The organism is Roseinatronobacter sp., from assembly GCF_051859525.1.
In the GTDB taxonomy this organism is placed as follows: Bacteria; Pseudomonadota; Alphaproteobacteria; order Rhodobacterales; family Rhodobacteraceae; genus Roseinatronobacter.
The window spans coordinates 339,844-355,378 of record NZ_JBHYFM010000001.1 but is presented as its reverse complement, the minus strand read 5'-3'; the positions used below and the strand labels follow the sequence as shown (position 1 = coordinate 355,378).

Annotated in this window: 13 protein-coding genes; 1 reads left to right on the top strand and 12 read right to left on the bottom strand. The window is 59.3% G+C overall.

Annotated elements, in window-relative coordinates; translation table 11 throughout:
* Positions 1 to 101: 101 nt before the first annotated feature.
* A complete protein-coding gene (gene argS, locus ACTIE1_RS01725; protein ID WP_439560103.1) occupies positions 102 to 1,847 on the bottom strand; it encodes an arginine--tRNA ligase in 1,746 nt (581 codons plus the stop codon).
* A 128-nt stretch (positions 1,848 to 1,975) separates the two neighbouring features.
* Here argS and ACTIE1_RS01720 point away from each other — a divergent pair, with 128 nt between their 5' ends.
* Entirely contained in the window at positions 1,976 to 2,929 is a 954-nt protein-coding gene (locus ACTIE1_RS01720; protein ID WP_439560104.1) for a Gfo/Idh/MocA family protein, read from the top strand.
* 174 nt (positions 2,930 to 3,103) lie between these two features.
* Here the strand turns inward: ACTIE1_RS01720 and ACTIE1_RS01715 are convergent, their stop codons facing one another.
* The 11 genes from ACTIE1_RS01715 to ACTIE1_RS01665 all read right to left on the bottom strand — a co-directional run bounded on the left by ACTIE1_RS01715 (position 3,104) and on the right by ACTIE1_RS01665 (position 15,501).
* Entirely contained in the window at positions 3,104 to 3,997 is an 894-nt protein-coding gene (locus ACTIE1_RS01715) for an ATP-binding protein (protein ID WP_439560105.1), read from the bottom strand.
* Positions 3,994 to 4,872 carry a twin-arginine translocase subunit TatC gene (gene tatC, locus ACTIE1_RS01710; protein ID WP_439560106.1) on the bottom strand — a complete coding sequence of 293 codons (879 nt, stop codon included), beginning with the start codon at positions 4,870 to 4,872 and terminating at the stop codon, positions 3,994 to 3,996. The genes ACTIE1_RS01715 and tatC overlap by 4 nt, the downstream gene beginning before the upstream one ends.
* Before the next feature lie 23 nt (positions 4,873 to 4,895).
* The gene (gene tatB / locus ACTIE1_RS01705; RefSeq protein WP_439560107.1) at positions 4,896 to 5,393 is read right to left on the bottom strand and encodes a Sec-independent protein translocase protein TatB; all 498 of its coding nucleotides are present in this window, start codon (positions 5,391 to 5,393) and stop codon (positions 4,896 to 4,898) included.
* A gap of 79 nt (positions 5,394 to 5,472) precedes the next feature.
* A complete protein-coding gene (locus ACTIE1_RS01700) occupies positions 5,473 to 5,703 on the bottom strand; it encodes a twin-arginine translocase TatA/TatE family subunit (protein WP_439560108.1) in 231 nt (76 codons plus the stop codon).
* 262 nt (positions 5,704 to 5,965) lie between these two features.
* Positions 5,966 to 6,832 (bottom strand): GGDEF domain-containing protein, encoded by an 867-nt coding sequence (locus ACTIE1_RS01695; RefSeq protein WP_439560109.1) that lies wholly within the window; start codon positions 6,830 to 6,832, stop codon positions 5,966 to 5,968.
* Between the two features lie 202 nt (positions 6,833 to 7,034).
* Entirely contained in the window at positions 7,035 to 8,303 is a 1,269-nt protein-coding gene (gene hflX / locus ACTIE1_RS01690) for a GTPase HflX (RefSeq protein WP_439560110.1), read from the bottom strand.
* 47 nt (positions 8,304 to 8,350) lie between these two features.
* Entirely contained in the window at positions 8,351 to 8,584 is a 234-nt protein-coding gene (gene hfq / locus ACTIE1_RS01685) for an RNA chaperone Hfq (RefSeq protein ID WP_277806643.1), read from the bottom strand.
* Positions 8,585 to 8,759: 175 nt separating this feature from the next.
* Positions 8,760 to 10,280, bottom strand: coding sequence for a potassium transporter TrkG (locus tag ACTIE1_RS01680; RefSeq protein WP_439560111.1), 1,521 nt, complete (start codon positions 10,278 to 10,280; stop codon positions 8,760 to 8,762).
* 67 nt (positions 10,281 to 10,347) lie between these two features.
* Entirely contained in the window at positions 10,348 to 11,724 is a 1,377-nt protein-coding gene (gene trkA, locus ACTIE1_RS01675; protein WP_439560112.1) for a Trk system potassium transporter TrkA, read from the bottom strand.
* Positions 11,725 to 11,842: 118 nt separating this feature from the next.
* Complete coding sequence (ntrX, locus tag ACTIE1_RS01670; RefSeq protein ID WP_439560113.1) at positions 11,843 to 13,225, bottom strand: nitrogen assimilation response regulator NtrX; 1,383 nt, start codon at positions 13,223 to 13,225, stop codon at positions 11,843 to 11,845.
* Positions 13,222 to 15,501 carry an ATP-binding protein gene (locus ACTIE1_RS01665; RefSeq protein WP_439560558.1) on the bottom strand — a complete coding sequence of 760 codons (2,280 nt, stop codon included), beginning with the start codon at positions 15,499 to 15,501 and terminating at the stop codon, positions 13,222 to 13,224. The genes ntrX and ACTIE1_RS01665 overlap by 4 nt, the downstream gene beginning before the upstream one ends.
* Positions 15,502 to 15,535: the final 34 nt, after the last annotated feature.

Sequence of the window (15,535 nt, the reverse complement as noted above, 5' to 3'; positions counted from 1 at the left end):
CTCGACATTGCCGTTTTTGGTGCGCTTTTTGCGCTTTTTCATTTTTCTGCCGGACAGCACGATATACGCCCTGCCCGTTTTTCTGGTCACATACGCGCCATTCAGCGCATTTCAGTGACCGGAGTGACACCTAGGATAGCAAGCCCCGCGGAAATAACAACGCCTGTCCCGCGCGCCAGTGCAATTTTGGCGGCGGTTGTGGCAACTTCGCCCTCTTGCACGAAACGCAATGCAGGCGTGTCATTGCCACGGTTCCACAATCCGTGGAATTCCGCAGCAAGTTCAGAAAGATAGGCCGCAATCCTGTGGGGTTCTTGTGTCCGCGCCGCCAGTTCGACAATGCGCGGCCATTCGGCCAGTTTGCGCATCAATGCCAATTCGGCAGGATCATTCAGCAGGTCCAGTTGCGCCGCCGCAAGGGCCGCGTCACCGGTCACCACGCCCATATCAGCCGCCTTGCGCAGAACAGAACAGATCCGCGCATGGGCGTATTGCACATAGAAAACCGGATTGTCGCGCGATTGTTCCAGCACCTTGTCGAAGTCGAAATCCAGCGTCGCGTCATTCTTGCGCGTCAACATGACGAAGCGGGTGACATCCGCGCCCACTTCATCGACCACATCGCGCAAGGTTACAAATGTGCCTGCGCGCTTGGACATCTTGAACGGTTCACCATTCTTGAACAGCTTCACCAGCTGGATCAGCTTGATATCCAGCGGAACCCTGCCCGCCGACAAGGCCGAGACCGCCGCCTTCATGCGCTTCACATACCCGCCATGATCCGCGCCGAAAATGTCGATCAGAAGATCAAAACCACGGTCTATCTTGTTGGAATGATAGGCGATGTCTGGCGCAAAATATGTCCAGCTTCCGTCCGATTTCATGATCGGACGGTCCACATCATCGCCATGCGCGGTGGACCGGAACAGGGTTTGTTCGCGTGGTTCCCAGTCTTCGGGTGTCTTGCCTTTTGGCGGTTCCAGCGTGCCGGTGTAAATCAGGCCCTGCGCCTTCAGCTTTTCAATGGCGGTTTCAATCTGGCCCGTGCCATACAACGCCTTCTCAGAAGAATACACATCCATACTGACCCCAAGCGCGGCCAGATCCGCACGGATCATGCCCATCATCCGGTCAGTGGCAAAATTGCGCACAGTGTCCAGCCAGACGGATTCCGGCTGGTCAAGGAACCTGTCGCCGAATTCCTCTTTCAGCGCCTCGCCCACCTCGATCAGGTATTCGCCGGGATACAGCCCTTCGGCAATTTCAGGCGACAGGCCATGCGCCTCGCGGTAGCGTTCAAACGCGGAACGCGCCAGAACATCGACCTGCGCGCCGCCATCGTTGATGTAATATTCGCGCGTCACATCATAGCCCGCGAAGGCCAGCAGGTTGCACAACGCATCGCCCACAACTGCGCCGCGTGTATGGCCCACATGCATGGGGCCGGTGGGGTTGGCCGATACGAATTCGACATTCACCCGAACCCCCTGCCCCATATCCGAGCGTCCGAACGCCAGCCCGTCACCCAGCGCCGTGCCGACAACACCCTGCCACACCGCAGGCGACAGACGCAGGTTCAAAAAGCCCGGTCCCGCGACATCAGCGCTGTCGATGCGCGCATCTGCCATCAGCGCGTCCGAAAGCGCTTGTGCAATATCGCGCGGTTTCAGTCCGGCGGGTTTGGCCAGCACCATTGCGGCATTGGTTGCCATATCCCCATGCGCGGGGTCGCGCGGCGGCTCGACTGCGACATTGCTGAAATCAAGCCCTTGCGGCAACACACTGTCAGCGACCATGGCCTGCAAACAGTCCAGCACCAGCGCACGAATATCGGAAAACAGGTTCATCTTGTCCGTCCTTGTTGCTGTCCCTGCCCTACGCCGCAGGCGCGCGGGCGTCAATGCCCGCGAAGCCCTTGTGTCGCGGGGTTTCGGCTGTATGGTCGCGCTAACACATACAGGATAAGGATCGAACCATGCGCTGGGGAATTCTGGGGGCGGCCAAGATCGCCCGAACTGATGTCGCGCCTGCCATCCAACTGGCGAAGGGCGCGGAACTGGTGGCCGTGGCCACGCGCGACACCGCCCGCGCCGCACCGTTTCAGGCATTGGCACCGGGGTTGCGGGTTCACAACAGCTATGACGCACTACTGGCGGACCCGAATGTCGATGCTGTGTATATTCCGCTGCCCAATCACCTGCATGTCGAATGGTCGCTAAGGGCCGCGCAGGCAGGCAAACATGTCCTGTGTGAAAAGCCCATTGCCCTGCATGCGCGCGACATTGACCAGTTGATCGCGGCACGCGATTCCACTGGCAAGCTGATCGCCGAAGCCTTCATGGTGGCCCACCACCCCCAATGGGCGCTGGCGCGTGATCTGATGGCGCAAGGGGCCATCGGCAAGCTGGAACATGTCGAGGGGTGTTTCACCTATACCAACCGCGATTTGGGCAATATCCGCCACAATGCCGATATGGGCGGCGGGGGTATACGGGATGTAGGGGTTTACCCCTGCATCGCAACGCGCATGACAACCGGCATGGAACCGGACCGGCTGCGCGCCGATATCCGCACCCAGAACGGTGTCGATATTTTTGCGCGTGTCTGGGCTGATTTTGCGGATTTCACCATGTCGTTTTATTGCGGCATGATGCAGGCGCGGCGCCAGCAGATGGTGTTCCACGGCCAAGATGGCTGGATCGCGCTGAACGCGCCGTTCAACGGGCCGAATTACGGGGATTGCCGTGTTGATTTCTGCGATGCTGACGGGCGTATCACAACGCAGCATTTCAACGCGGTGAATCAATATGCGCTGATGATCGAAGCCTTTGAAGCATCCGCGCAGACGGGCGCGACCTTTGCCTGTCCGCTGGAAATGTCGCGCGGCAATCAGGTGATGATCGACAGGATATTTGACGCCGCCGCATAGGGCATGCTGTGTCTCTCGGGGGGCAGAGCAAAGTCCACAAGTCCGCTGCGACATAAGCGGGCCGTCCCGCGGCCCACCGTTGGCGCAGACCTTGTGAACTGCCCGATGTATCGCAACAGTCGGAACGGTCCTATGTTTCCCGGTCCTGCACACCAAATCGGGGGCTAAATCCCGTCAGATGCGCACACCTTCGCGCCCTGCAAGGTCGGTGAAGAACTGCCACGCCACGCGGCCAGACCGGCTGCCGCGCGTGGCCTGCCATTCAATGGCTTCTGCGCGCAGGCGCGCGGGGTCGATGTGAACCCCGTAAGCGGTGCAATAGCCCTGTATCATTGCCAGATATTCGTCCTGATCGCAGGGATGGAACCCCAGCCACAGGCCGAACCGGTCGGACAGGGACACTTTTTCCTCAACCGCTTCCGACGGGGAAATCGCCGAGGAGCGTTCATTCTCGATCATGTCACGCGGCATCAGGTGGCGGCGGTTCGATGTCGCATACAGCACCACATTGTCCGGCCGCCCTTCGACCCCGCCATCCAGAACGGCCTTCAGGGACTTGTAATGCTGGTCATCATGGCTGAAGGACAGATCATCGCAAAACAGGATGAAGCGCGCATCCGCCTTGCGCAGATGGGCCATCAACCGCCCGATCGACGGCAGATCCTCGCGCTGGATTTCCACAAGTTTCAGCGCGCAGTCGGGCACCTGTTCCAGCACAGCGGCATGCACCGCCTTGACCAGCGACGACTTGCCCATGCCGCGCGCGCCCCATAACAGCGCGTTATTCGCAGGCAGGCCACGCGCAAACTGCACTGTATTGGCCAGCAAGGTATCGCGCGAACGCCCGATCCCCACCAACAAATCCAGCGCCACGCGGTTTACCCGCGCGACCGGCTGAACATGGTCGGGGCCGACATGCCAGACAAAGGCATCTGCCGCGCCGAAATCGGGCTGCGCATCCGCGACAGGCGAAAGCCGTTCCAGCGCTTCGGCGATACGGCGCAGATCAGAGGCAGGTTCTTCGGAAATCTTGGCCTCTGACGGCAGGACAAATGGCGGAAGCGTCATTTCTCCTCCTCGACCTCATCGGCGAATATTTCGTCATCCTCGTCCAGCAGACCTTCGCGGCGCAGTTGCTCGTTGCGCTTGCGCTCCACGCGGGCGACCAGAAAGATGGAAATTTCATACAAGCCGTAGACGACTGCAAACAGGATAATCTGGGTAATCACATCCGGCGGGGTGACCAGTGCGGCCAGTGTCAGAATGCCGACCATCGCCCATTTGCGGCCGGACCGAAGCCCCGCCTCGGACACCAGCCCCGCCTTGCCCATAAGTGTCAGCAGCACAGGCAATTGGAAACACAAGCCGAAGGCCACAATAAACTTGATCGTAAGGTTCAGATACTCTTGTGCGGAGCCCTGAAAAACCACCGACAAGGGCGCGGCGGCCTGCCCCCCATCCAGCGCCTCGCCAGTGGCGCCAAACTGTTGGAAGCCAAGGAAGAAATTATAGGCCAGCGGCGTGACAACATAGAATGCGAATGACGCCCCCAGCAGGAACATGAACGGGGACGCGACCAGAAACGGCAAAAACGCGCCCTTCTCGGAGCGATACAGGCCCGGCGCCACGAAGCGCCACATTTGCGTGGCGATCACTGGAAACGCCACCATGAAGCCCCCCAGAAGGGACACCTTGATCGCGACAAAGAACCCTTCCTGCGGACTTATGAAAATCAGGTCACAATTCTGGCCGCGATCTGCAAGGGCGGAACACAGCGGCGCGGTCAGGAAATTGAAGATCGGCGTTGCAACGGTGAAACAGGCCAGCATCGCAACCACAAATGCCAGCACGGATTTTATCAGCCGTGACCGCAACTCCGCCAGATGCTCAATCAGTGGCGCGCCTTGATCGTCGATATCATCCTTGGCAGGGGATTTTGTCATGTCATGCTCTCAAGCGGCGTCCCTTAGGCTTTGGGTGCCGGATCTGTGGTTGGGGCTGTGGCCGGGGCGCTGGTATCCGCGTCTGTGCCGGCAGGTTGCGCAGCTGCGGCATCCGGCTTCGGGGCACGTTCGCGGCGCACCTCTTCCATCTCTTGCGCGATCTGGTCCAATGCGGCCTCGTCCTCATCCTTATTGCGGCTGGCATCTGCGGCAGGGGTGCGGCCTGTTTTGCCCTTTGCGGGGCTGTCGGGTTTCATCGGGTCCCAGTTCTTCAGCTTGTCCAGCTCATCCATGCCCATTTTCTTGGGGTCGGTCATCCCGCGCAGGTCGCGCGCGACATCCTTGACGCCACTTTCATCCGCGGCCTCATCCATGGCGCGCTGAAACTCGCGTGCCATGTTGCGGGCCTTGGCCGTGAACTGGCCAAGGGTCCGGAACATTTTTGGCAAGTCTTTCGGACCGACAACGATCAGCGCGACAACGCCAATCACCAACAGTTCTGTCCAGCCTATATCCAGCATCAAACACCCCCTGCACGCCCTGCACACAGGCGCGACCGGCCCCTGTACGTTACGTCATTGCGCTGCTGCGCTTGCGTGGTCAGGCCTTGTCTTTTTCGTGTTCGGCGTCAGGTGTGACGTCGCGCGCTGTGTGTTGCGCGTCACCGGATTTGTCGTCCAGTTCCTCGGAACCGTCTTTCAGCCCCTTCTTGAAGGACGTGATCCCCTTGCCAACCTCGCCCATAAGGGCGCTGACCTTGCCGCGCCCGAACAGGACCAGAACAACAACTGCGATGATGATAAAGCCCGCCGGGCCAATATTATTGAGCATGATTTTCTCCCTCCGGCCATGCTAACAGCATGACAGCGCGTGTCTACACATTCCATTTATGGATTAGCAGCAGGCAATCAAAGCCCCAAATTAGAAAACCTTGAAAATTCCTGTCACAATACCGGAATAGGGACGCTGCGCGGACCTGTCAGAGGCGATTCTGGCTGGCGCGCGGCGCGCAGTGCCGGATTTTCCATCGGGAATGGCCCGTTTGCGCCCTGCCCCGGCCTATAAGGTGCCCCACCGACAAGATGGCGGGCTATCAGTTGATATGCAGCACGCGGCTGAAGGCTTTGGTGCCGCGCACCGTGTTGCGCCCTGCCGCCTTGGCTGCATAAAGGCGCGAATCTGCCTGTGCCATCAGCGCCTCAACGGTGTCACACTCCATATCACACGCGGCGACACCCAGACTTGCCGTGAAAGTGACATGCGGGCATTCCGGTGCAACCGCTTTTTCAATCGCCGTGCGCACGCGCTCTGCAATTTCAAGGGCGGTATCTGCATCTGCCGCGATCAGGACGCCAAATTCCTCGCCGCCCAGACGGCCGAAACGATCCTCATGGCGCAGTTCTGCCTGAACGGCGGCCCCTACGGCGCGCAGCACCGCATCGCCTGCGGCATGACCATAGCGGTCATTGACCGCCTTGAAGTTATCAAGGTCAAACATGATCAGGCTGTATTGCGCGCCATTGCGGCGGGATTCGGAAACGGCACGCGACACATCATCCGTGAAGGCGCGGCGCGTCATCGCGCCACTCAGCGCATCACGATGCGCCTGTGTCCACAACATGGCGTGATCCACGACCAATGCGGCAAAACTGTCCAGCAATGGCTGGGCCGTTGGCGCGAAGCTGGCCGCGAAGGCGCGCAGGGTGCCGATGCGTTGCGCATTCTGAAGAAGCGGCGCTTCCAGACAGGCATGACCGGCAGGCACAGGTTGCGGCGCATCGCCGTTGAATTGGGCAAAAACATGCGTTGCGCCTGTTGTCTGACGGATCAGGGTAAACAGGGTTTCAAACCGTGTATCAGAAGGGCCACCCACGGCCATGGCGGGTGCCTGAAAAACCGATCCCGCATCTGCGGCGTCGGAGATTTTGGTTTCTGCGATGATATGGCGATGGAAACTCATAACGGCACCTTGCAACACTTCATGCTGCAGGTATCGCTGTTAACTATGGTCAGGCTTGGGTGCAAACATGGCAGAAACGGGATGAATATTGACGAAAAATTAACCAAATATGGCAGAGCTGCCACAATTGGTTAACCATGCCTTAATCCGGACACAATGACACACCCGCAGGTTGCAATTCATTGAAATCCGTCAACTTTTGCTAATCCCTTAGCAAATCGCGGAAATTTCGCTTCTGACGGTCGGTCCACAAGACCTGAAGGTTGATTCCCTTATCGGTCTGCACTTCACTCTCGACCACACCCTGCTGGAACAACCACGCCCGTTCGCGGCCTTGTTCAAACCCGAGTGTCAGCGTTTCCAAATGGCGCACATCGTCCAGTATGACCGTGATCGCGTCAAAAAACGCATCAAGGCCCTGCCCCGTAACCGAAGACGCCAGAAAAACGGCGTCCGTGCGCGTGGCGCGGTTTTTGACGGCCTCGGCCTGCTCGCCCTCCAGCAGATCGGACTTGTTCCACAATTCGACCAGCGGCGTTTCCTTGCGCACCCCCAGATCGGCCAGAATCGAGCGCACATTCTGCGCCTGCGATTCGGTCTCGGAATGTGCGATATCGCGGACATGCACGATCAGATCGGCCTCCAGCACTTCTTCCAATGTCGCGCGGAAGGCTGCGACAAGCTGTGTGGGCAGGTCCGATATGAAGCCCACCGTGTCTGACACAATCACCTGTTTGCCGGTGGGCAATGTGACCGCGCGCATGGTCGGGTCCAGCGTGGCGAAAAGCATGTCTTTTGCCAGCACATCCGCGCCGGTCAGACGGTTGAACAGGGTGGATTTGCCCGCATTGGTGTAGCCCACAAGTGCGACCACCGGAAAGGGCACCTTGCGGCGCGCAGCGCGGTGCAGGTCGCGGGTTTTGGCCACTTTTGACAACTGGCGGCGCAGACGCACCATCTGTTCGTCAATGGCGCGGCGGTCCGCCTCGATCTGGGTTTCCCCCGGACCACCGACGAAGCCAAGTCCCCCACGCTGGCGTTCAAGGTGGGTCCATGCCCGCACCAGCCGCGTCCGCTGATAGCTGAGCGCGGCCAGTTCCACCTGCAACACCCCTTCGCGGGTGCGCGCGCGGTCGGCGAAAATTTCCAAGATCAGGCCCGTGCGGTCCAGCAGTTTGACATCCCACGCACGTTCAAGGTTGCGCTGCTGCACGGGGCTTACCGGCCCGTCAATCAGCACCAGATCGACATCAAGATCCCCCATTCTGGTGCCAAGCTCGTCAACCTTGCCAGTGCCGAATAACAAACCCGGATGCGCCTTGGGCAGGCGCACCACTTCTGATCCGACAACATCCAGCCCCGGCAGCGCATAGGCCAGCGCTTCGGCTTCGCCCAATGCGTATTCGGGCAGCCGACCGCGGTCTACTGTCCGGATATCGGGATGCAGCACATAAGCGCGGGTGGGACGCATGCCCCCCTCGCCACCAAGTTCAGACACATCAACCGGCGCGCGTGCGATCAGCTTTCACCTTCATAAAGGGAAATCGGCTGGCCCGGCATGATTGTTGAAATCGCGTGCTTGTAGACCAGCTGGCTTTGACCGTCGCGGCGCAAAAGCACACAAAAATTGTCGAACCAGGTGATAACGCCCTGTAGCTTTACACCGTTAATCAAAAATACAGTCACAGGAACCTTGTTCTTCCGAACATGGTTCAAAAATGCATCTTGCAAGTTCTGTTTGTCATTGGCCATGCGTCTGCCTTTTTGTCTGGGCTTGTTGCTTTACGCAGAGAGCCGCGTCTCCCCATGGCCAACAGTATGAAACGCCAGACAGAAAACTTCCAGACCCGTTGAACCACAAATAAGGGTTTCAAGTGATTTTCTTGGGCCTGACAGGCATTGCAGTGTTTGCAAAATCGAAAAAACACTAGGATCTGGGCCAGAGCACAGACAGCAGCAGCAGGAATTCCAGCCTGCCGAGCACCATTCCCACCCCCAGAACCGCCCTATGCGCATCCCCCAGTTCGGCCCATGTCAGCACCATTGGCCCCGCAATCTGGACCAGCGGGCCGGTCGTTGTCAGCGCCGCCACTGCATAGATCAGCGCATCTTCCATGGATTTGCCCAATATCGTCAGCGCCGCCATAACCCCGCCAAGCGCCAGAATGAAAATCAGCAGGAACAACCACGCTGAAAAGGCGCCTTCGGTGCGCAATCCGCGCATATGTGCCCCGTCCCCGCCAACGGCTGCGGGGTGGACCAGATGCTCCAACTCGTATCTGGCCTGCCACATCAGCGCAAAAACGCGCATCAGCTTCAGCCCGCCTGCCGTTGTCGCAACCCCGCCCCCGATCAGCGCAAGCCCCAACAGCACAATACCCGCAGGCCCTGCGAAAAACCCGTCGCGCAAGTCGGTGCCGCTGCCGATAAAGCCCGTTGTTGTCAGAAATGACAGGCCGTTGAACGCAACACTCCAGAATTCGCGCGCGAATATCGCAGCCCCGCCCCCGTCAGCGCGCAAGGCATATGTCAGGACAAACAGCGCGCATAACCCCGCAAGCAACACCGCCGCAAAGGCAATTTCCAGCTGCCGCATGTTCAGCCTTGCGCCATGCTCTCGTGCGCCGGCCAGCCAGAATGTGCGGCTTAGGCCCAGCAAAAGGAACAATGCCAGCATACCTTCGGTCAGTCCCGACAGGGGCGCGACCTGCCAACCCGCACCGGGCACGATGCCGGATGTGGACAAGGTGGACATGGCAAGGATCAGGGCCACCAGCGGCGGGTTCCCCGCCATCGACAGCCCGACCCATAGCAGAAGCGTAAACCCCGCATACAGCGGCGCAATCAACCCGATCTGCAACCGCAACCTTTGCAATGTATCATCGCGGATCGTGCTGTTGGCAGCCCCGTCCATAAGCGGTTTGCTAAGCACCGGCCCCTCCATGCGCCGTTCATTGCGCACCGCCAACACCTCGAACCCGCCCATATTCATGGGGGCCAATATGGCAATCACATACACAAGGACGAACAGCCCCCCCAACCAGCCGACAACCGCACGCCATAAATGCACACTGCGCGGCACGGCACCGTCCAGCACACTGGCCCCTGTTGTGGTGAAACTTGACAGCATTTCAAACCATGCATCGGCAAAACCAAGTCCGGGCACTGCCTCGGTCAGGGGAATGGCCATCAAAAGCGGCAGGATCACATAAGCGGCCGATAGCACAAAAAACGGATGCGAAATCAGCCGGTCCCTTGACCTGCGCGACCTGTTCGCCAGAAATATCAATGCGGTAAAGCTGGCCAGCAGAAATGCGGAATACAGGAAGGCACGCGCACTTTCATGTTCGCGCAAGGTGAACCCCACAGCAGCAGGCACGATCATGGCCGCGGCGGTTACGGCCACCAGCACCAACAAAATCACGGTCCCACGCGAGCCATGCGCCATGCGCGCCCCCTAGATATGCCGATATCGCCTTAAGAAACCGATACAAGGCATTGATTATATGTCACAATCAGAAAAATTCGACCGCGACCTGTAGCAATTCATCCACCTTTGGCACATCTTCTGACAGGGCAAAAATCACCACAAGATCGGCCTCTCGCAGGATCATGCTGCCGGTGGGTTTCAGGAATTCCCCCTTGCGCAGCACCCCGATCAGCAACGCCCCTTCCGGAAAGGGAATATCGCGCACCGCACGATCCGCAAGCTGCGATGTGCCCAGAACCTGCGCCTCGATCACTTCGGCCTCTCGGTCGCCAACCATATAGATCGACCGCACCCGCCCGTGCCGGACATGGCGCAATATGGAACTGACAGTCAGCGCGCGCGGATTGATATAGGCATCAACCCCCAACGCATCGGCCAGCGGCACCAGACTGGGATCATTGATCAGCGAAATAGACATCTTGCCGCCCAGCGATTGCGCGCGCACGGCCGCCAGCAGGTTTGTCTTGTCATCATCGGTCAGGACCAGAACCGCGTCCGTCTTGGTGATGCCCGCCTCGTTCAGCAAATCCGCGTCCAGCCCGTCGCCATGCAACACAATCGAACGCTCCAGCATATCGGCGGCCTTCTCGGCGCGTGCCCTATCACGCTCGATCACCTTGACGCGCACGCGTTCAGGCTGGGATTCCAGCATGCTGGCCACACTCAGCCCCACATTGCCGCCCCCGATGACCAGAACCCGTTCCTGCCGCGTCTGGGTTTTGCCAAACACCTCGAAACAGCGGCTGACATCTCGCGCGTCCGTCAGGACATAGATCTGGTCCCCCTCGAACAGTTGGTCCTCGGGTTCGGGGGCAAACAGGCGCTTGCCACGGCGCACGCCGGCGACCATTACCCGCAATGTCGGAAACAGGTCCGACAACTGCCGCAAGGGCGTGTTCAGAACCGAGCATTCCACATGCAGCGTCATGCCCATCAACAGCGCCTTGCCGTCAAAATATTCATGCACATCGAACGCCCCGGGATAGGCCACCCGCTTCAGCGCCGCCAGCGACACCTCGCGCTCGGGGCTGATGATAACATCAATCGGCATATGTTCGCGCCGGAACAGGCCCGCATACTGGCGTTCAAGATATGTTTGCTGGCGCAGCCGCGCGATTTTGCGGGTGACACCGAACACGGAATGCGCCACCTGACAGGTGACCATGTTGACCTCATCCGAATAGGTCGCGGCGATGACCATATCGGCATCCGCAGCCCCTGCCCTGTCCAGAACCTCGGGATGGCTGGCAAAACCCAGCACCCCCTGCACGTCCAGCGTGTCGGTTGCGCGCTGCACAAGGGCGGGATTGTTGTCGACGATGGTGACGTCATTCTTCTCGCGCGACAAATGGCGGGCAATTTGCCACCCCACCTGTCCGGCACCACAGACAATAACTTTCATGGCGCGCATGCTCCTTCGCAGCTTGGCCAGAGGATGTGGCCGCATACAGCATCTTCTGTCAGCCTTGCTGCGCGCATGCAAGCAATGTCATCGCAGGCCCGCACCCCGCATCCCCGCCCTAACCTGCGTTTTTAGAAGTGTTGACACCAAGGGATTTCAGTTTCCGGTGCAAGGCAGACCGCTCCATCCCCACAAAATTGGCTGTACGACTGATATTGCCGCCAAAGCGGTGGATTTGTGACAGCAGGTATTCACGTTCAAACAACTCTCGCGCTTCACGCAACGGCAGCGCCGTCAATGCGCCCGACAGAATGACCTTGGCCGTGTCATCATGGTCTGCTGACGGGGTACGGCTGTCGTTTTGCAAATCCGCAAGCCCGATCGGCGCAGATGCCTCGCCCAGAATCAACGCACGCTCGATGACATTTCGCAACTGGCGAATATTGCCGGGCCAGCGCATGGTCTGCAAATGGGCCTGCGCCGCGTCTTCAAGGCTGCGGCGCGGCAATCCTTGGGTTTTATGCAACAAATCAATGAAATGCGTGGCCAGAAGGGGAATATCCTCGCGGCGTTCCTCCAGACCCGGAACGCGCACGGGCACCACACTTAGCCGGTCCAGCAATTCCTGACGGAACTGCCCTTCGCGGATCAATGCGGTCAGGTCATGGGTTGTCGCACTCATCACCCGCATATCGACGCGGACCTTATCGGCACCGCCCACACGGGTGAATTGCTGGTCCACCAGAACCCGCAAAATCTTGGACTGGGTGCCCAACGGCATGTCGGCCACTTCGTCGAAGAACACAACGCCCCCATGCGCCTGCTCCAGCAGTCCCGGTTCCACACCGCGATCACCGCTTTCACGCCCGAACAGCACTTCTTCCATACGTTCAGGTTCCACCGCAGCAGAGGACACACAGACAAACGGACCGGATGCGCGGTCCGAATTCTCATGCACAAAACGCGCCGCCGCTTCCTTGCCACTGCCGGCCGGTCCGGTGAACATGATGCGCGCGTTGGAATATGTCACCTTTTCCAGCTGCGTGCACAGGTTGCGGAACGCGTGACTTTCGCCAATCAGTTCGGATGAATGCGTATCGCGGCGGCGCAGGTCCTGATTTTCCCGCCGCAGACGCGATGCTTCCATCGCGCGGTTTATCACCACCATCAGTTTGTCAATATTGAAGGGCTTTTCAATGAAGTCATAGGCGCCCTGCTTGATCGCCGCGACCGCAATTTCGACATTGCCATGACCGGAAATGATGACGATGGGAATGTCGGGGTTGGACCGCTTGACCTTCATCAGAATGTCAATCCCGTCCATCTTGCTGTCTTTCAGCCAGATATCCAGAACCATAAGTGCGGGCGCATTCGCGTTCACCTCGGCCATGGCCTGATCGGAATTCGCAGCAAGGCGCGTCGAATACCCTTCATCCTTCAGAATGTCCGATATCAATTCGCGGATGTCGCGTTCGTCATCGACAATCAGGATGTCACTCATGCCCCAACTTCCTTGTAAACTGTTTCACTAACTGTGCCGTCCTGTCCTGCACTTGACAGAAGCGGCAGGTTTATCACTGCCATGGCCCCGCGATGGTCGCAGCCGTCAAACACCGGCGCGTCGTCCAGCCGCAATGTGCCGCCATGTTCTTCGATAATCTTGCGCACGATCGACAGGCCAAGACCGGTCCCCTCGGCGCGGGTTGTCACATACGGCTCGAACAGGCGGGCGCGGTCTTCGGGCAGCCCGATCCCGTTGTCGCAAATCGTGATCTGCACGCCCGCATCCAGTTGCGCCAATGCAACGCGGATTTCCGGCACATAGCCTGCGGTCGCTGACGCATCGCGCTTGGCCTGCGTCGCCTCGCCTGCATTTTTTATCAGGTTCGTCAGGGCCTGCGCCATCATGGTGTCATCCACGTCCAGCACCAAAGGGGCGTCCGGCAGGTCCGCCGTGAACCGCACATCGGGCTGGCCACTTTCCTGTAACACCACACTGTCACGCAAGATCGCCACAATATCATGCGGGCGGCGGTCCGGTTCAGGCATCCGCGCAAAGCGCGAAAATTCATCAACAATGCGCCGCAAGTCATTGGTTTGCCGCACAATAACAGATGTAAGCTGCGACAGGCTTTCGGCGTTTTCCGTGTCCAGCTTGCGCGCGAATTTCCGTTCGATGCGTTCGGCCGACAACTGGATCGGTGTCAGCGGGTTCTTGATCTCATGGGCGATACGACGGGCCACATCGCCCCAGGCGGCCATGCGCTGCGCACTGACCAGATCGCTGACATCATCGAATGCGACAACATACCCTTCCAGCCGCCCGTCACTGCGCCGCCGTTCCGCCACGCGCACCAGCAGGGTTTCCAGTCGCCCCGAACGGGACAGCCGAACTTCTTCCTGCACGCGCCCAAGGGCGACAGGACCCCCTTGCAGGCGTTCCAGCAACGGGGCGAATTCGGGCACCACATCCGCCAGCGCGCAATCATGCGCGCGGTCTGCGTCCGCCTCGATCAGGGCTTCACCAGCCTTGTTAATGAAATCCAGCCGCCCCTGCGCGTCCAGCCCGATAACCCCTGCGGTCACGGACCCCAACACGGAATCAAACAGCCGGCGTCGCGCTTCGATCTGGCGGTTGTTTTCAACAAGCGCTTCATGCTGGCCTTTCAACTGGGTGGTCATCTGGTTGAACACCCGCCCCAGCAGCGTAATTTCATCATCACCGCGCGCCAGCCTGACCTGCACATTGAAATCACCGCCGCCCACGCGCTGCGCCGCTTCTGCCAGCCGCCCGACCGGACGCGCCAAGCGTTCGGCAAAGGACAGGCCCAACCACACAGCCGCCAGAATCAGGATCAGCGCAAAACCCAGATACAGGGCCGCGAACTGAAACAGCAGCTGCCCGCGTTCCTGTTCAAGCTGTTGATACAGCGCCACAGTTTCGCGTGTTTCATCCAGAAGTGACAGGATTTCGCCGTCAACCTCCCGGGCGACATAAAGGTAGCGGTCGACAAAGTTGTTCAGCGCATAAAGGGCACGAAACTCGTTGTTTTGCCAGTCTTTTATGACGACGATATCGTCGCGCGATGCAACAATCGCATCGGCCTCCGGTGGGGTGAAATTGAACCTGTAGGATCGCTCGCCGCGCGACCGCAACTCGCCCGTGCCATCAACGACGAACGCCACCCGCAAGCCCCGTTGAATACCCGCCTGCCCTTCGGACAACAGATTGCGCAAATCCCCTTCATCCATGAAGGGAAAAACACGCCGCGCCGTGTCCAGATATTCCGCCAGTTCACGCGTATCGACGCGCAGGTCGCGTTCCTGTTCAAACTGATACGCCTCGGCTGCGGCAAGAGATGCGCCGACAACGCGCTGCACACGGTCGGAAAACCACCCTTCCAGACCGACATTCACCGTCAATGCCGCAAAAACCGCAACTGTGATGGTTGGCACCAAGGCAATCGCCGCGAACAATGTTGACAGGCGCAAATGCAGCTTGGAGCCAGCGGAGTCGGACCGGCGCGCGGCAATCAGCCGCGCGACACGAACCGCCACCAGCCCCGCCGCAATCAGGATATAGACCAGATCCGCCAGCAGTATCAGAAACAGGCCACTGGATTCGATGCTTTCACTTAGCGGGCCAAGCGCAAGCAACGTCAACAAGACCAGGGCAGGCCCAAGCAAGATGAGCAATGCAGTCGCAACTGCTGAAAACCGCTGATCCCAAAGGCGTGCGAAGCGCCCCGAAGCCCCTGTTTCTTGCGTCACATCCAGTCCCGACAAGGCACCTTACCACCAATTCTGTGGT